Origin of the sequence: Micromonospora coxensis (assembly GCF_900090295.1) — a bacterium.
Classification (GTDB): domain Bacteria; phylum Actinomycetota; class Actinomycetes; order Mycobacteriales; family Micromonosporaceae; genus Micromonospora; species Micromonospora coxensis.
In genome coordinates, this window is the sequence record NZ_LT607753.1 from 245874 (window position 1) to 262293 (window position 16420).

Below are 16420 nucleotides of genomic sequence, written 5' to 3' on the forward strand. Positions count from 1 at the left end.
CGGCCTCCCCCTGAGTCGCACACGACGGCGCTCCACAGTGCCTGCCCACGCGGTCCTTTTGCCTGAGAGGTTCCGGGGAGGGATCTGCCCCTTCGGCGCCACCCCGGTCAAGGGGCGGTCTCTCCCGCGCGGGTGCTACGGCATGGTCAACGCTACCAGCGCCACGGTTTCCGGCAGAGGTCGTACCCCCGCCACCGGGTCAACGGGGCCGGCACAGGCGACGAACCGGCACGAACCTCCCCGGCAGCAGGCTAGCGGGCCGCCGGGGCCACCCCGACCGGCGCCACCCCCGCGCCGGTGTCCCCGCGCCACGGCGCGCCCACCGCCTCGGCCAGCGCGGGCAGCAGCCGCCCCAGCGGCGCGTCCACCCGCAGCGTCGCGTACCCGTCGCCCCGGGTCGGCCCCTGGTTGGCGATCAGGACCGGAACGCCCAGCTTCGCCGCCCGCAGCACGAACCGCCGCCCCGACATCACCGTCAACGACGAACCCAGCACCAGCAGCGCCCGGGCCGCGCCCACCATCGCGAAACAGCGCGACACCCGCTCCGTCGGAACCGTCTCACCGAAGAACACCACGTCCGGTTTCAGCACCCCCGTGCCGCAGAACGTGCAGTCCCCCGTCCGGAACCCGGCCACCTGCGCGTCGTCGAGCTCCACGTCCCCGTCCGGGTTCAGCACCCCCGCGGCGGCGTCGAACCCCGGGTTCGCCTCGCGCAACCGCCGGTCCAGTTCCTCCCGGGAGGTCCGGTTGCCGCAGTCCAGACACACCACCTCGTCGAGGCGGCCGTGCAGCTCCACCACCCCGGTGGCCCCCGCGGCGGTGTGCAACCCGTCGACGTTCTGCGTGACGATCCCGTCGACCAGGCCGGCGGCCTGCAACCCGGCCACCGCCCGGTGCCCGTCGTTCGGCACCGCCCGGGCGATCGTGCGCCACCCCAGGTGGCTGCGCGCCCAGTACCGCCGCCGCGCCACCGGATCGCCGGTGAACGTCTGATAGGTCATCGGGGTGTGCCGCCGCGCCGCGCCACTGGGCCCCCGGTAGTCCGGGATGCCCGACTCGGTGGACAACCCCGCCCCGCTGAGCACCACGACACCACCGGCGGCCACCAGCGCGGCAAGCTCGTCGAACGTCTCGGTCACCCCACCCATGCTGCCTCAGCGCAGCCGCACGGGCGGAGTGAGCGTCGTCGCCCGGCCCGCACCGCTAGGTTGGCCGGTATGCGCGTCGTCATCGCCGGAGGCCACGGCAAGATCGCCCAACTGCTCGAACGGGAACTCACCGGACGCGGCGACACCGCCGTCGGCCTGATCCGCAACCCCGACCACGCCGTCCCGCTGCGCGCCCTCGGCGCCCAACCGGTCGTCTGCGACCTGGAAACCGCCGCTGTCGACGAGGTCACCGCCCACCTCGACGGCGCCGACGCGGTCGTCTTCGCCGCCGGCGCCGGCCCCGGCAGCGGCGCCGCCCGCAAGGACACCGTCGACCGGGCCGCCGCCGTGCTGCTCGCCGACGCCGCCCAGGCCGCCGGAGTACGCCGCTACCTGCTCGTCTCCTCGATGGGCGTGGAGGACCCACCCGCGCCCGGCACCGACGAGGTGTGGGCGGCGTACCTGCGGGCCAAACGGGCCGCCGAGGACGACCTGACCGGCCGGGACCTGGACTGGACGGTGCTGCGTCCCGGCCGGCTCACCGACGACCCGCCCACCGGACGCATCCACCTCGACCGGCACGCCCCGCGCGGCGCGGTCACCCGCACCGACGTCGCCCGGGTCCTCGTGGCGCTGCTGCACCACCCGGGCACCATCGGCGCGACCCTCGAACTCGTCGGCGGGGACCTGCCGATCGCCGACGCGGTCGCCGCCGTCGAAACCACCGACCCGACCACCTGACCCCGCGCCCGCCCCTCGGCGCGTGGGTCAGCCGCCGAGCACCGCCCGCAGCTGCGCGCTGGCGCCCGCCGCCGCCTGCGCGTCGGCGCGCAACTGCTCCGACTGCGCCGACAGGTACGCCTGCCACCGGTTCAGCTGCTGCTGCGCCGCCGCCACCGCCGCCAACGCCGCCGCGTGCCGCTCCTCCAACTCCTGCAACCGGCGCTGCGTCTCCGGCGACGCACCCGCCGACCCGACCGGGGCGCCCGGCGCCGCCGCGCCCAACGCGCCCGCCCGGCGGTGCGCCTCGGCGAGGATCTCGTCGGCCTGCCGCCGCGCGTCGGCCAGGATCTCCGCACCCTCCGCGCTCGCCTCACCGATCGTGCGGTTCGCCTCGTCCTGCGCCCGCATCGCCAGCTCCACCGCCATCGGATCCGGCCCCTGCGGCGCCGTCGACGGCAACGTGCCGTGCCGCAGCATCTCCACCTGACTCAGCAGACCCTGGTTCTCCCGCCGGTGCCGGTCCAACTCGTTGACCAGCACCGCGATCCGGTCGTCGCCGGCGCGCACCAGATCGGCCACCTCGTCGGCGGACAGCCAGTGACTGCCCCGGAACCGCCGCGCCTCCAACATGGACAACTGACGGCCCAGCTCACCCTGCTCGGCCAGGCCCGGCACGGTGACACGATCGGTGTGGTCGATGCTCATCGGACACCCGTCCAGCTGAAGTCACGCGGGGCGGGCACGCCGGCCTCCGCGAGGGGCGGATAGAAGGAGTGATCGTAACTCTCGGTCAGGATCCGCTCCGGACGCACACCCGCCCGCGTCAGAACCGTGATCGTCTCCCGCGTCATCTGCGCACTCCCACAGACCAGGACCTCGGTCTCCTCCCACGGGCCCAGCCGCACCGCCGTCTGCACCGCCGTGCCCACCGCCCCCGGCCAACCCCAACCCACCTCCACCGTCGGCACGTACCGCAACCACGCCGCACCACCACCCGGCGCCGGCATCGACGACAACTGCGCCAACGCCTTGTCGTCGTACAGGTCGTCCGGGGTACGCCCACCCACCACCAGGGTGGTCCGCCGCCCCGAACCCTGCTGCACCGCCTCCACCACCGCCCGCAACGGCGCCAGCCCGGTGCCCCCCGCGATCAGCAGCAACGGCAACTGCGGCGCCCGGTCGTACGACGACAACGCCGTACCCGTCGGATGCCCCAACAGCAGCCGGTCACCGGTACGCAGCTTGCGCACCACGTGCGTGGAGAACCGGCCCGTCGCCCGGACATGGAACTCGATCGTGCCGTCCGCGCGCGGCGCGTTCGCCGGCGACAGGTACCGCCACAACCGCAACTGCGGCACCTGCACCGGCAACGACTGCCCCGGCAGGTAGTTGCACAGATAGTTCGGCCGCACCGTGAACACCGCGATGTCCGAGCGGCGCCGCTCCGCGCCCAGCACCTCCGCCTCCCAGTACGGCGGCGTCGTCCGCTCCGACTCCGCCGCGCCGGTGAGCATCAGCTTCGCCACCGCCTCGTACGCCGCCGCCCACTGCGCCTTCAACGCCGGCGTCCAGTACGGGCCCAGGAACCGCTCCAACGTCGCCAGCAGCGCCTGCCCCACCCAGATGTAGTGCCGCTCCCCCAGCACCACCGCGTTGCCCCGCTGGTCCTGGCCGTGGAACCGACGATGGTCGGCGCCCAGCCGATGCGCGAACGCCGTCAACGCCGTCGGATCGTCCAGGTTGATGATGATGTGCCCCAACGCCGCCAGGAGCTTGTCCTCCTGGTACTGCATGTTCGTCGGGAACATCGACCGGGCCTCCGGCGCCACCATGAACAGCGTCGCGTAGAAGTACTTCGCCGCCTCCGGACCCGCCGCCGAGAACTGCGTCCAACTCTGCCGCAGCGCCGCGTTGTCCATGCCTCAGCCCTCCTGCGCCCGGGCCGTCGCGTGCCGCTCCCGCAGCGTCGACTTCACCACACCCTCGGGGTCGTACACCCGCTCCGTCGGCCAGATGTTCGGATTCGGCACCCCCGGGTCGTAGTAGCGGTGATGCACCGCGTGCAACGCCGCCCACCCCACACTGCCGTTGAGCCACGACCAGTCACCGTGCACCGGCCGCCCCGCCCGCTCCTCCTGCGCGCAGAACTTCATGAACAGCTCCGACTCGGTGTGCGGATCCGACACCCGCACCCCGGCCAGCTTGAACGAATGCAACACCGCCTGGTTGATCACCAGCACCGCGTGCTCACGCCACAGGTTGTCCTCCCGCGAGGTGTCCAACCCCAACGCCTCGGCCACCACCCGCAGCTGGTCGTACCGCTCCCGGTCGCCCATGTTGCGGGTGCCGATCTCGTCACCCAGGTAGTGGCCGTTGAACGGGGCGCAGCTGTAGTCCACCCCACCCACCCGCAACCGCATGTTGCTGATCACGGGCAGCGCGTGCCAGCGCAACATCAGATCCGCGAACCACGGATGGTCCGGATGCGTCAACGCCACCTCCCGCACCAACTCCCGCGGCACGTCCACCACCGTCGGCTCCTCCTGCGCCGTCTCGATCACCCACGGCAGCAGGTCGAACCGCCCCGGCACCGGCGGCGTACGCCACCCCAACCGCCGCGCCGCCTCCGTCATCGGCACCTGCGCCGGATCACCCAGCACCGACCCGTCGTCCCGCCGGTGCCCGCAGTAGCGGATCAACTGGTCGTTCCAGATCCGCGCCCGCGGACCCACCCCCGGCCGGTCCGGCGCGAACACCGTCACCACCGACTGGATCCGCCCACCGTTGTCCCCGGCCGCCAGATGCGCCGCCAACTCCCGCGCGATCCCCGCCACCGTCGTCACGTGCCGCCGGTCGCGCACCTTCAACCCGGCCCACCGGATCCGTCCCACACACCGCACCGACTGCCGCCACGCGACCTTCGCCCCGTAGCCCAACTCGTCACGGGTGTGCCGGTACGACCCGGTCACCGCGATCTCGTCACGCACCTGCGCCAGCCGCTCCGCCAGCCCCGGCAACCGCCGCTCCCGGTGGTACAGCTCCAGGAACTCCACCGCCTCCTCGACGAGGTCACCCGGCGACGCCTCCCGCTGCGCCGACACCCCCGTCACCGGGCAGCCCGACTCCGAACGATCGACGACAGCGCCGCCGGCCCGTACACCGCGGAGGCCGACATGGTGGTCAGTGTGCACTTCGGCTTGTCTTCCCGTCCTCCGGCAGGCCCCGACGCACTCGCACGCCGCACCCACGCATCAGCTCGGCACCAACCCACCGACCATCACTCACAGTGACGATCTAGTGCCCTTGGTGATCACCCTGGACAGGGTGCCTGGGATGACCACAACTGTCAACAAGACGACTCCACCCGGGAGTGTGCACATCGGACACCACCGCGCCCGCACCACCGCCACCCGCGCACACGAAAACGCCGCGACCGGCGAACCCGGCCGCGGCGCCCCGACGAAAAATCAGCCGGCCCGACGACGCGCCCGACGCGCCGCCAACTCGTCGCCCACCACCTCCGACGCCGTCTCGGCGGACTCCCCGCCCCCCGGCGTCGCCGGCTCCGCCGGCAGATGCGACAACGAACCCTGGATCTCCTTGAACGCCCCACCGATCGCGATGCCGAACACACCCTGGCCACCCTGCAACAGGTCGACCACCTCCTCCGGCGACCGGCACTCGTACACCGTCGTGCCGTCCGAGATCAGCGTGATCCCCGCCAGATCCTCCACCCCACGCGACCGCAACGCCTCGATCGCCTTACGGATGTTCTGCAGGGACACCCCCGCGTCCAGCAACCGCTTCACGACCTTCAACACCACCAGGTCGCGGAACGAGTACAACCGCTGCGTACCCGACCCCGACGCGTCCCGCACACTCGGCACCACCAGCGACGTACGCGCCCAGTAGTCCAACTGGCGATAACTGATCCCCACCGCGTGGCAGGCCGTCACACCCCGGTAACCCACCGAACCGTCACCGTCAGTCGCCACCACACCCGGCTCGCCCCGCTCCGCAACCGGCTCAGGATCCCGCGGCTCGTGCATCCCGACCAACCTCCCCGTCAGTGCGGTGACACGTCGTTTCCGGGACGTGCACCCCTCGACACGGCAACCCTACAGACGCACCCCGGGGTTACCACGCAGGAACGGTCGCGACACGCCGCGCAGCGACACGACACACCCACCCACACCACGACACGTCACCCACCGTGACCGCCGTGACGGGAAACTCGCCGACGACACACTCAGCCGGCGAAATCCTCCGGACGCACCTGGTCCAGGAACTCGCGGAACTTCTCCACCTCGTCCTCCTGCTCGTCCGGGATCACGATCCCCGCCTCGCTGAGGACCTGCTCCGCACAACGAATCGGAGCACCCACCCGCAACGCCAACGCGATGGAGTCACTCGGCCGGGCCGACACCCGCACCCCGTCACCCAGCAGCAGATCCGCGTAGAAGACGTTCTCCTTCAACTCGGTGATCTCCACCGCCCGCAACGGCGCCTTCAACGCCGCCAGCACGTCCCGCAACAGATCATGCGTCAACGGCCGCGCCGGCTTGACCCCCTGCTGCTCGTAGGCGATCGCCGTAGCCTCCACCGCGCCGATCCAGATCGGCAGATAGCGGTCGCCCTCGACCTCCCTGAGCAGGACGATCGGCTGGTTGCTCGGCAGCTCCACCCGAACTCCGACCACGCTCAGCTCGCGCACCGCCGCCTCCGTGTCGTTGTCATCCAAGCCCGCACCGCGCCCTTCCCTGCACGGTACACGGACCGCGACACGGTCGTCCCATGCGCACCAGCCCACGCCCCGCGCCGGAAAAGGGTTACCCCGGCAAGCCTACGACACGCTTCCCGGGGCAGATCTTTCCGCACACACCACCACAGCCGGCTCACCGGCCCAACGTCGACCGCAACCCCACCCGCACCAACGCCGCGTGCAACTGCTGCGACAACGCCACCAACTCCCGCGCCGTCTCCGCCGCCCGCGCCCGCGCCGCCGGATCACTCTGCCGCGCCAACGGCGCCACCAACTGCGCGAACAAGCCGACCTCACGATCCGCCGCCGACCGGTACCCCCGCAGATGCCGCGGCTCCAACCCGTACGCCGCCAGACCCGCCACCGCCCGCGCGATGATCAACGCATCCGCGTCGTACCAACCCGGCGGATCCGACACCAGCACACCGAGGCGCTCCAACTCGCCCAACGTCGACTCGTCGATGCCGCTGCGCGCCACCAGATCGGCCCGCCCGAGCCGCACCTGCGACGACTCGGGCTCCTCCACCGCACGGCCCGGCACCTCGCCACCCGGACCGACCGCCACCAACGTCGGCCGCTGCCGACCCGGCGCCTCACCACCGGCATCCCACTCGGCCAACTGGTCACGAATCACCCGCAACGGCAGATACTGATCCCGCTGCGCGGTCAACACGAACCGCAGCCGGGCCACGTCGTCCCAGCTGTACTTCCGGTAACCCGCCGCCGTCCGCTGCGGCTCCACCAGCCCCTCGGCCTCCAGGAACCGCAACTTCGAGATCGTGACGTCCGGGAACTCCCCCCGCAACTGCCCCAGCACCTCACCGATACTCATCAGCGGATGCGACCGGGCCGCCCCGGGCGGCGAGGAAGCCGCAGGCTCGTTCACCCCCGGCCGGCCTCCTCCTCCGGGCGAGGACCGGCGATGAACACCACACGGAACTTACCGATCTGCACCTCGTCACCGTTGCTCAACGTCGCAGCCTCGACCCGCTCCCGGTTCACGTACGTACCGTTCAGGCTGCCCACGTCCCGCACCGTGAACGTCCCACCGTCACGGTGGAACTCCGCGTGCCGCCGCGACACCGTCACGTCGTCGAGGAAGATGTCACTGTCCGGGTGCCGGCCACTCGTCGTCACGTCATGGTCCAACAGGAACCGCGCACCGGCATTCGGCCCACGCCGAACCACCAGCAGCGCCATCCCGGGCGGCAACGAGCCGGACATGCGGCTCGGCACCACATCGGTGTCCGGCCCCTCCAGCACTTCGTCCAACGAACCGAGATTGAGCGTCGAAGTGACGTCGAGCGGGGGGAACTCGTCGCCTGGGCGCGTCATGGGACCACCTCACGGATCTGTTCGGTCAGCGTCGGGGTAATGGCGGGTCTGGCCGCCGGGCAGTCGCACACCCGGCGGCTGGCTCCCCGTGCCCGGGAAGGCAATTACACAACGCTCAACTATTGGGTTCTCGGTCGACTGGGCGAGCCTAGCCAGCGCCGAAATGCAGGGCAACCGGACGCGCGGGAACATCATCGTCCCCCACGCCCGGCACGGGCAACACTCAGCTCGCGGTGAGCTCGCGATACGCCGCAGCCGTCAACAGCCCGTCCACCGCCGACGGATCATCCGGAGTGATCTCCAACAACCAACCCGCACCGTACGGATCCGTGTTGATCACCTCAGGAGTGTCACCCAGCGCCTCGTTCCGCGCCGACACCGTACCGCTCACCGGCGAGTAGATCTCCGACACGCTCTTGGTCGACTCGATCTCACCCAACGGCTCACCGGCGGCCACCACCGCACCCTCGTCCGGCAACTGGACGAACACGATGTCGCCCAGCGCATCCTGCGCGAAGTGAGTGATGCCGACACGCAGCACGCCGCCGTCGGCGCCGACCACCCACTCGTGCTCAGCGGTGTAACGCAGATCCTCAGGAATCACCAGACGCGTCCTTCATCCATCGGTGCACCGGGGAAAGACCCGGCGCGGCCGCGCCGGTCAGGAGACCGGACGGGCGTGTTCCAGCTTCATCGGCCCGTGCAGCGCCGAAACCTCGGCAACCTCACGCTCCTCGACGATCACGTTACCGCCGTCACCGGCGACGGTCGCGGCCACCCCGCCGGGAATCTTCAACGCCGTCGACATCGTCGTCGGATCACCGATCACCGTGATCGTGTACGGACCCGACAACGACCGGCCGTCCACCACCAACGACCCGTTCTGCCCGTCCAGGAAGTACGTCGACGCGATGATCCGCACCGGCGACCCGCCCACACCGGAAATCTGCATCGCCTCGGCCCCCGCGCCCCGCAACTCCTGCACCGCGTCCAGGATCCGCTCCGCCGCGATCGGCTTCCCACCCGGCACGAACCGCACGGACAACCCCGGCCCCCGCGCCGGCAACGTCCCCGCGAGGATCCCCAACTGGTCCGCCCGCCGCCGCGCCTCCTCCAACGCCGCCTGCCGGCCCTGCTCACCCGACCGCAACTGCCGCTGACTCTCCTCGAGAGCCTCGATGTCCTGCTGCAGCCGCTTCTCCCGCGAATCCAGATCCGAGAAGATCCGGACCAGGTCCTCCTGCCGCGTCGCCGCCAACGTCGGATCCGTCGACGTCGTCTTCAACTGCACCACCAGGGTGAAACCCAGCAACGCCAACAGCACCGCGATCATCACGCCCGCCGAGCTCACCCGCCCGCCCCACGCGCCCCGACCACCCGCACCCGCCGGCGTCGGTTCCGGCTCCGGCTCCGGTGGGGCCACCGCCGCCTCCGCCAGGTCCACCGTCGCGTGGGCATCGTCCTCGACGCCCCCGACCCGCGGCTCCTCCGGCACGACCAACGGACTGATCTCGTCCGGATCCGGCGCGTCCGGCCGCGGATCCGGCTCACCCGCCGGCCCCGACGGACGATTCGGCCCCGTCGGCTCCGGCCACCCCGTCCCGGTGTCCCGCTGCTCGTCGCTCATCGCCACGAACCCTACGCCCGGAACAGGTGACGACGGATCGCCGCCACGTTGCCGAAGATCCGCACCCCGAGCACGACCACCACACCGGTGGAGAGCTGACCGCCCACCCCCAACTGGTCACCCAGGTACACGATCAGACCCGCCACCAGCACGTTAGAGATGAACGACACCACGAACTGCTTGTCGTCGAAGATCCGGTCCAGCTTCGCCCGTACCCCACCGAACACCGCGTCGAGCGCGGCCACCACCGCGATCGGCAGGTACGGCTGCAACGCGGCGGGAACGGTCGGATCCAGGTAGATCCCGAGCACCACACCGGCGAGCAACGCCAGCACCGCGATCATCGGACACCTCCGGAGGGGCGGGGAGACGTACCCGGACCGGTCGGCCCGGGACTGGTCGAACCAACGGCGCCGCCCGAACCCGACGGCGACGGGACCGGACTGACCGAAGGCTGCGCGTAGCGTAGCCGCGGCTCCGGCGCGGCCGGCAGGGTGAGGTCGTCGGCCTCGCGCACCTGGAACGACAGGCCGGTCTGCTTGGCCACCCGGCGCATCAGGTACGCCGACCGGCTCTCCTCGAACCTGTCCCGCATCGAGCCCGGCCCGATCGCCGTCACCTCGTACGGACTCGTCACCGGCCGGAAGTCCACCAGGATCGCCGCACCCGCCGAACGGATCGTCGACGTCGCCGTCAACCGCTGACCGTTGATCGCCACCGCCTCCGCCCCGGCGGCCCACAGATCGTTGGCCACCTTCTGCAGGTCGGAGTAGATCACCCGGCTCGGACCGGCCTCCGAGTCACCGGTCACCGCGTCGTCCTCCTTCGGCGCCGCGTCGACCATGCGCACCACCACGCCGTCGCCACGCACCCGACCCAGACCGGTGCCCGCCTCCAGGTTGCGCAACCGGGCCGCCTGCGAACCGCTCAACGCGGCGTCGCGCTGACGACCCACCTCCTCGCGCAACCGGTCCGCCCGGGCGGTCATCTGGTCGGTCTCCGCCTCCCGCTGCTTGATCTGCGCGATCAGCCCGGCCCGCGCCTGGCTGCGGCTCGGCTCCTCGGCCATGGTCTCCCGGTACGCCACCGCGAACAGGAACCCGACCACCACGAGCACCAGGACGCTGACCGTCCGCGCCGACGCGCCCCGCCACCCCGACGCCGACGACGGCGACTCCCGCCGCCGGGCCGCCGCGTCGGCGTACCCCGGGTCGAGCGGGTTGCGGAACAGTTCGGTGAGGAAGTCCGGGGTGAACACGCGCGCCGGGCGCCCACCGGAGTCCGGGCCGGTGCTCATGCCGCCGCTCCCCCGGACCGGGCCCGCACCGCGCGGACCAACCGGCCGGCCTGGACCACGTACATCGCGCCGGCCGCCCAGTAGAGCACCAGCCCCCACCAGGCCAGGCCCCAGCCGATCGCCGAGGCCGCGGTCGCCACCGCGCCCGCGGTCTGCGCCAGCAGCAGGATCGGGAAGGCCGCCAGCAGCAGGAAGGTGGCCGTCTTGCCCACGTAGTGCACCGGCGGCGGGCCGTAGCCGTGACGGCGCAGCACCGCCAGCGAGCCGAGCAGCAGCGCCTCGCGGGCCAGCAGCGCGGCGGTGAACTGCCACGGCACCACCTCGCGGGCGGTGAAGGCGAGCAGGGTGGCCAGGATGTAGAGCCGGTCGGCGAGCGGGTCCAGCAGCTCGCCGAGGCGGCTGACCTGGCCGAGCCGGCGGGCGATCCAGCCGTCGACCCAGTCGGTGGTGCCACCGAGGGCCAGCACCACGATCGCCGCCACGTCGGCCTCGGCCACGAGGAACAGGTAGAGGAACAACGGCACGCCCAGCAGCCGGACGGCGCTGATCAGGTTCGGCAGGGTCAGCACCTGGTCACCGGCGACGGTGACCCCGCCCGAGCCGTGCGGTTGCTCTGCCCGAGCCGGCCGACGCGACACCGAACCTCCCTCCGCAGCACGCACCGGGTGCCCGGGTGGGACACCTCGGTGGGACGTGCGCGCTGACGGGCCGGCAGCGCCGGCGCCTCGGCGATCCCGGGCTGGGACCTCCCCCTGGTGCCGGCTCCGGTGTCGTGACCGTGGGCCGGCGAGTTGCGCAGCCACTATATCGGGCTCACGTCTGCACCTCCTCGGCCCGCGTTCGCGTCGTCGATCGGTGCTTGTTGTGTGGTGCGTCACCACCCGTAAGGCATCCTAGGACACTAGTCGTCCAGCGGAGTTCACGATCCTCGTGCCGAGGTGGGATGCGGCGGTTCAGGCGGTGAGGGCGGTGGCGTCGGTGCTGTCCGCCGGAGTGGCCGCCGCCTCGGCCGCCTGGGCGAAGGCGAGCAGCGCGAGCAGCAGCTCGTGCTGCTCGCGCGCCGGCATCCGGTCGAGCACCGCCTGCACCGCGCGGTGCCGGCGCTCCTTCAGCTCCCGCAACAGCGTCTCCGCCGCCGCTGTGGGCACCAGCCGGACCTCACGCCGGTCGCGGGGATCCGCCACCCGCCGCAGCAGGCCGGTGGCCTCCAGCCGGTCGCAGAGCCGGCTGGCCGAGGACGGCACGACGTCCAGCAGCTCGGCCAGCCGGTTCACGTTGGTCTCCGGCCGCTCGGTGATCAGGGAGAGCACCCGCAGCTGGGTCGGCGGGACGGCCACCTGGTGCCGGGACGAGGCCGAATCGAGCACACCGATCAGCGCCTCGGCCGCGGCGTCGATCGCCGCGGCGAGATTCGGAGGTCGGTCCACCCGCTGTCCCCTGCGATCGTCCCGCTCGTACCTGCCGGCCGGTCACCGTCCGCCCGGACCGCTGGCTCCGAGCCAGTCCAGGCAGACGACGACGGCATCGTCACGCAGGTCGGTCTCGGCGTGGTAGGCGAACAGCTCGCGCATCACCGTACCAACCGCCTCCGTGGCCGGCTGCAACCGCGTGGACCGCATGGACCGCGCCATCGCCCGCTCGCCGTAGGCCTCCTGGCCGCCGGGCTGCGCGGCGTACACGCCGTCACTGACCACGAAGAGGCGGTCCCCCGGCGCCAGGTCGAACTCCTGCACCGCGTACCGGGTCTCGGCGAACATGCCCAGCGGGAGCTGGCGCTCCAGTTCGATCGGGGTGACCGTGCCCCCGCGCAGCCGCAGCAGGTGGGGCGAGCCGGCGTCCACGGCGCGGACCCGGCCGGTCGTGGTGTCCACCGCCAGCAGCAGCGTGGCCACGTGTCGCTGCCCCCGGTGCTGGTAGAAGATGGTGTCCGAGGCCAGTTCGGCCTGCTCCACCAACCCGCCGCCGGAGCGGCGGGCGTTGCGCATCGCGTTCACGGTCAGGGCGGTCAGCAGCGACGCCGCGATCCCGGTGCCGGTGCCGTTGAGCACGGTGAGGGTCAGCCGCCCGGAGTCCACCGCCCAGTCGAAGTGGTCGCCGCCGACCGTGTACGCCGGTTCGAGCTGCCCCGCCAGCAGGAACGCCTCGTGCCGGACGCTGCGCCCGGGCAGCAGGTCCCACTGCATCTCCGCGGCCATGCTGAGCCGCTCGCGGCGCCGGGCCCGCCGGTAGCGGTCGGTCTCCCGGTCGGCCGCGCGCAGGGCGGTGGCCAGTTCCCCGGCGACCTCCCCCACCCCGGCGACCGTGTCGGCGTCCGGCGCGGTGGTCAGCTCGACCAGGAGCACCCCCAGCCGCTCCCCCCAGGCCGTCACCGGCACCCAGATCCGGCAGTGCCCCTCCTCGTGCGCGTCCAACACCGGTTGCTGGCTGCTGAAGCAGCGCTGCGCGACGCCTGCGCAGGCGAGGAAGCCGGCCTCCGGCAGGTGCGTGCCGAGCACCGGCCAGAGCCCGCTGATCCGGTAGTCGGCGAGGAAGACCTCCACCCGCGACGCGCCGAGCAGCGACCGGAGGGTGCGGTCCGTGGTCTCCACCAGGTGATCCGGTGGGGCCGCGCGCAGCGCACGGGACACCGCGGCGGGCACGTCCGGCATGTTCGTCCTTCCGAGTTTTCTTGCTACAGGGCAAGCATCATACGGAGGGCCGGCCCCGCCGGGTCACCCGGTCGGCTTGACCGCCAGACCACCGTGGAAGGCGTCCGGCACGGCCGCCGGCTCCCCGTCCACCCGCCACCGCGACACCGCGACGATGCCGTCCCCCGTCGGCGCCCACCGGCCCAGCAGCGGACCGAACGACGCCGGATCACGCATCCGGAACTGCGGCCCCATCATGGCCAACGCCTGCGGATACCCGGCCAGCTCCTCGCTGTCGAAGTCGAACGCCAGGAAGCTGCCCGGCGCCACCGCCTCGTAGATCTCCTCCAGGGTACGGGCCAGCGTCGCGTCGTCGAGGAACGCCGCCAACCCGAGGAAGACCACCCCGACCGGCCGCCTCCCCCAGCCCGGCACGAACCGGTGCAACTGGGCCCGGTCGACCGTGCCGATGTCGGTGGCGTCGCCGTAGCCGTAGCCGGCACGGTCGCTGTCGGCGAGGATCTGCTGCCCGAGCCGGACGGTCACCGGGTCGACGTCGGTGTAGAGCACGTTCGCCGCGGTGGCGACCTCGTGCACGTTGCCCCGGGTCGGCAGCCCCGCCCCGAGCACCAGGAAGCCGTCCACACCGGCGTCGGCGATCGCCGTCACCGCCCGGCCGAGGAAGGCCCGCAGGTCACGGAAGATGGCCGCGCAGGGGCCGTACGCCTCCTCGAACGCGCGGGCGGCGGCCACGTCCACCGGGTAGTGGTGCTCACCGCCCAACCAGAAGTCGATCATGCGGGCGGTGCTCGGCTGCTCCGGTTCGGCCATCGACGAGGCTCCCTTCCAGCGGGTGGCCGACAGCGTATCGACGCCGGCCGTCGTGGCGGTATCGGCCCGGCGACAGCACCCGGCCCGCGATACTGACCGGACAGGAGGTGGACGGACGTGAACTCGGCGGACGGCGCGGCGGTCGTGGTGGGTGTGGACGGCTCCGAGCCGGCGCTGCGCGCGGTACGGCTCGCCGCCGCGGAGGCGGCCCGGCGCAACCGGCCGCTGCGGGTGGTGCACGGGTTCATCTGGCCGCTGCTGCGGGTCCCCGTCGACCAGGCCGTCGCCGGCCCGCCCGGCGCCGGGCTGCGCCACCAGGCCGAACGGCTGGTGGCCGACGCGGTCGCCGAGGCCGAGGCGACCGCCCCGGGGCTCCGGGTGACCGGCGAGATCATCGACGGAGAGGCGTCGGCCGTCCTGCTCGGCGAAACCCCCACCGCCGTGCTGGTGGTGCTCGGCGACCGGGGCCTGGGCGGGTTCGCGTCCCTGGTCGTCGGCTCGGTCGCCGTCCAGGTCGCCACGTACGCCGACTGCCCGGTGCTGGTCGCCCGCGGCGAGGAGCACCCCGGCGGACCGGTGGTGGTCGGCGTCGACGGCTCCCCCACCTCCCGCCGCGCCGTCGCGTTCGCCGCCGAACAGGCCAGCCTGCGCGGCACCGGCCTGCACGCGGTGCACGCGTACAAGCACCCGGCCTCCCTCGGGCCGGGCGACATGCAGCCGCTGGTCTACGACGAGTCGGAGTTGCGCGAGGAGGAGCAGCGGGTGCTCGCCGAGTCCCTCGCCGGCGTCCACGACCGGCACCCGGACCTCGCGGTCACCCACGAGGTGGTCCGGGCCCGGCCGGTCGCCGCGCTCACCGCCGCGTCGAAACGGGCGCTGCTGACGGTGGTCGGCGGCCGGGGACGCGGCGAGCTGAGCGGCCTGCTGCTCGGCTCGGTGAGCCAGGGGGTGCTGCACCACAGCGCCAGCCCGGTCGCCGTGGTGCGGGCCCCCGACTGAGCGGTTGGCGCGGCCGCAGACGGGTAGACGGCCCGGGTACGGCACGCGGTGACAGCGACCGAGGAGGCGGCGATGCCAGGACCACGGCCGGGAAGCAACGCGTACGACAAGGAGCGCGCACGGCTGCGCGACATGGTCGAGCAGTCCGGGCGGGCGGCCGACCAGGAGGCGAACCAGGTCGCCAACCGGATCCTGCAGGAGGATCGCGGCCAGCGGGGCGTGGTCCGGGGCGAACGGACCTTCGGCCCCAAGGGAGAACGCGAACCCGGCGACCCGAAGTGAGGGCGTCCGGCCTGGTCGACGGAGCGATCGCCGGCGCGGTCGGCAGCGCGGCGCTGAACGTGGTCAGCTACCTCGACATGGTGCTGCGGGCTCGGCCGGCGAGCAGCACCCCGGACGAGACGGCCCGCCGGCTGGCCGAGACGGCGCACGTGGACCTCGGGCCCGAGGACCGGGCGGTCAACCGCCGCTCGGGCCTCGGGCCGGTCCTCGGCTACGGGATGGGCATCGCCGTCGGCGCGCTCCTCGGGGCGCTCGCCGGCGACCGCCGGGTGTCCCTGTCGGTCGGCCCGGTGCTGGCCGGCGGCACGGTCATGGCCATCTCCGACACGTCGATGACGATCCTCGGGGTCACCGACCCGCGCACCTGGCGGCGGACCGACTGGGTCGCCGACATCGTGCCGCACCTGGCGTACGGAATGGCGGCCGCAGCCACCTGGAACCGGCTGCGGCCGCCCTCCGGGCGGGGGTCTTAGCCCCGTGCGTCGCTCTCGTCGTCGGCGACCGGCTCACCGGCCGGGCCGTACGGCGACACCTGCCCCTTGGGCACGGGCCTGCCCCGGTCACCGGTCGAGTGGCTCTTGTTGAGCGGATGACCGGTCGGCCGGGGTCCCTTGCTGTCCTGGCTGGTGGCGCCCTTGTCGTTGCGCCGGAACTCCTCCTGCTGCGGTTGCACCACGACGGATCTCCTTCCCGATGGGAAGCGCGCGACGCCTCGGCCGCGCACCTGATCGGCTTACCCACCGCCGTGGCGCGCATTCGGATCGCCGTCGCCCGGGCTGATCCACGCCC

21 protein-coding genes and 1 riboswitch are annotated in these 16420 nt (G+C 72.5%); of the genes, 4 read left to right on the forward strand and 17 right to left on the reverse strand.

Features of this window, described 5'->3' with window-relative positions; translation table 11 throughout:
- Window positions 1–40: 40 nt before the first annotated feature.
- Window positions 41–137, reverse strand: a riboswitch (glycine riboswitch).
- Window positions 138–251: 114 nt separating this feature from the next.
- Complete coding sequence (locus tag GA0070614_RS01135) at window positions 252–1148, reverse strand: NAD-dependent protein deacetylase (protein WP_088974234.1); 897 nt, start codon at window positions 1146–1148, stop codon at window positions 252–254.
- Window positions 1149–1217: 69 nt separating this feature from the next.
- Between GA0070614_RS01135 and GA0070614_RS01140 the strand changes: the two genes are divergently transcribed.
- A complete protein-coding gene (locus GA0070614_RS01140; protein ID WP_088974235.1) occupies window positions 1218–1889 on the forward strand; it encodes an SDR family oxidoreductase in 672 nt (223 codons plus the stop codon).
- 27 nt (window positions 1890–1916) lie between these two features.
- On the opposite strand, the gene GA0070614_RS01145 is transcribed toward GA0070614_RS01140, so the two are convergent.
- From GA0070614_RS01145 to GA0070614_RS01215, 15 genes are all read right to left on the reverse strand, one after another.
- On the reverse strand, window positions 1917–2576 hold the full coding sequence (locus tag GA0070614_RS01145) for an SPFH domain-containing protein (protein ID WP_088974236.1): 660 nt from the start codon (window positions 2574–2576) through the stop codon (window positions 1917–1919).
- A complete protein-coding gene (locus tag GA0070614_RS01150; RefSeq protein WP_088974237.1) occupies window positions 2573–3790 on the reverse strand; it encodes a globin domain-containing protein in 1218 nt (405 codons plus the stop codon). The genes GA0070614_RS01145 and GA0070614_RS01150 overlap by 4 nt, the downstream gene beginning before the upstream one ends.
- A 3-nt stretch (window positions 3791–3793) precedes the next feature.
- Window positions 3794–4981 carry a nitric oxide synthase oxygenase gene (locus GA0070614_RS01155; protein ID WP_088974238.1) on the reverse strand — a complete coding sequence of 396 codons (1188 nt, stop codon included), beginning with the start codon at window positions 4979–4981 and terminating at the stop codon, window positions 3794–3796.
- Window positions 4982–5338: 357 nt separating this feature from the next.
- On the reverse strand, window positions 5339–5920 hold the full coding sequence (locus tag GA0070614_RS01160) for a MerR family transcriptional regulator (protein ID WP_088974239.1): 582 nt from the start codon (window positions 5918–5920) through the stop codon (window positions 5339–5341).
- A 200-nt stretch (window positions 5921–6120) separates the two neighbouring features.
- Complete coding sequence (locus tag GA0070614_RS01165; RefSeq protein WP_088979125.1) at window positions 6121–6585, reverse strand: bifunctional nuclease family protein; 465 nt, start codon at window positions 6583–6585, stop codon at window positions 6121–6123.
- A gap of 181 nt (window positions 6586–6766) precedes the next feature.
- Window positions 6767–7465: a transcriptional regulator FtsR gene (gene ftsR, locus GA0070614_RS01170; RefSeq protein ID WP_172892343.1), complete on the reverse strand. Its 699-nt coding sequence runs from the start codon at window positions 7463–7465 to the stop codon at window positions 6767–6769.
- Between the two features lie 50 nt (window positions 7466–7515).
- The gene (odhI, locus tag GA0070614_RS01175; RefSeq protein WP_088962138.1) at window positions 7516–7968 is read right to left on the reverse strand and encodes an oxoglutarate dehydrogenase inhibitor Odhl; all 453 of its coding nucleotides are present in this window, start codon (window positions 7966–7968) and stop codon (window positions 7516–7518) included.
- Window positions 7969–8191: 223 nt separating this feature from the next.
- Entirely contained in the window at window positions 8192–8572 is a 381-nt protein-coding gene (gene gcvH / locus GA0070614_RS01180; protein WP_088974241.1) for a glycine cleavage system protein GcvH, read from the reverse strand.
- Between the two features lie 57 nt (window positions 8573–8629).
- The gene (locus GA0070614_RS01185; RefSeq protein ID WP_088979126.1) at window positions 8630–9595 is read right to left on the reverse strand and encodes a DUF881 domain-containing protein; all 966 of its coding nucleotides are present in this window, start codon (window positions 9593–9595) and stop codon (window positions 8630–8632) included.
- Between the two features lie 11 nt (window positions 9596–9606).
- Window positions 9607–9939: a small basic family protein gene (locus tag GA0070614_RS01190; protein ID WP_067311500.1), complete on the reverse strand. Its 333-nt coding sequence runs from the start codon at window positions 9937–9939 to the stop codon at window positions 9607–9609.
- On the reverse strand, window positions 9936–10892 hold the full coding sequence (locus tag GA0070614_RS01195; protein ID WP_088974242.1) for a DUF881 domain-containing protein: 957 nt from the start codon (window positions 10890–10892) through the stop codon (window positions 9936–9938). The genes GA0070614_RS01190 and GA0070614_RS01195 overlap by 4 nt, the downstream gene beginning before the upstream one ends.
- A complete protein-coding gene (locus tag GA0070614_RS01200) occupies window positions 10889–11530 on the reverse strand; it encodes a CDP-alcohol phosphatidyltransferase family protein (protein WP_088974243.1) in 642 nt (213 codons plus the stop codon). The genes GA0070614_RS01195 and GA0070614_RS01200 overlap by 4 nt, the downstream gene beginning before the upstream one ends.
- A 315-nt stretch (window positions 11531–11845) precedes the next feature.
- Window positions 11846–12319 (reverse strand): MarR family transcriptional regulator, encoded by a 474-nt coding sequence (locus GA0070614_RS01205; protein ID WP_088974244.1) that lies wholly within the window; start codon window positions 12317–12319, stop codon window positions 11846–11848.
- Window positions 12320–12361: 42 nt separating this feature from the next.
- Window positions 12362–13540, reverse strand: coding sequence for a PP2C family protein-serine/threonine phosphatase (locus tag GA0070614_RS01210; RefSeq protein ID WP_088974245.1), 1179 nt, complete (start codon window positions 13538–13540; stop codon window positions 12362–12364).
- Between the two features lie 63 nt (window positions 13541–13603).
- Window positions 13604–14350, reverse strand: a complete 747-nt coding sequence (locus GA0070614_RS01215) for an SAM-dependent methyltransferase (protein WP_088974246.1) — start codon at window positions 14348–14350, stop codon at window positions 13604–13606.
- Window positions 14351–14467: 117 nt separating this feature from the next.
- Here GA0070614_RS01215 and GA0070614_RS01220 point away from each other — a divergent pair, with 117 nt between their 5' ends.
- The 3 genes from GA0070614_RS01220 (at window position 14468) to GA0070614_RS01230 (ending at window position 16104) form a co-directional block, all read left to right on the forward strand.
- Complete coding sequence (locus GA0070614_RS01220; RefSeq protein ID WP_088974247.1) at window positions 14468–15349, forward strand: universal stress protein; 882 nt, start codon at window positions 14468–14470, stop codon at window positions 15347–15349.
- Between the two features lie 72 nt (window positions 15350–15421).
- The gene (locus GA0070614_RS01225) at window positions 15422–15631 is read left to right on the forward strand and encodes a phosphatidylethanolamine-binding protein (protein ID WP_088974248.1); all 210 of its coding nucleotides are present in this window, start codon (window positions 15422–15424) and stop codon (window positions 15629–15631) included.
- Window positions 15628–16104: a hypothetical protein gene (locus tag GA0070614_RS01230; protein ID WP_088974249.1), complete on the forward strand. Its 477-nt coding sequence runs from the start codon at window positions 15628–15630 to the stop codon at window positions 16102–16104. Before GA0070614_RS01225 ends, GA0070614_RS01230 begins: the two co-directional genes overlap by 4 nt.
- Here the strand turns inward: GA0070614_RS01230 and GA0070614_RS01235 are convergent.
- Window positions 16101–16307, reverse strand: a complete 207-nt coding sequence (locus tag GA0070614_RS01235; protein WP_088974250.1) for a hypothetical protein — start codon at window positions 16305–16307, stop codon at window positions 16101–16103. The two genes, GA0070614_RS01230 and GA0070614_RS01235, sit on opposite strands and share 4 nt — an antisense overlap.
- Between the last annotated feature and the right edge of the window lie 113 nt (window positions 16308–16420).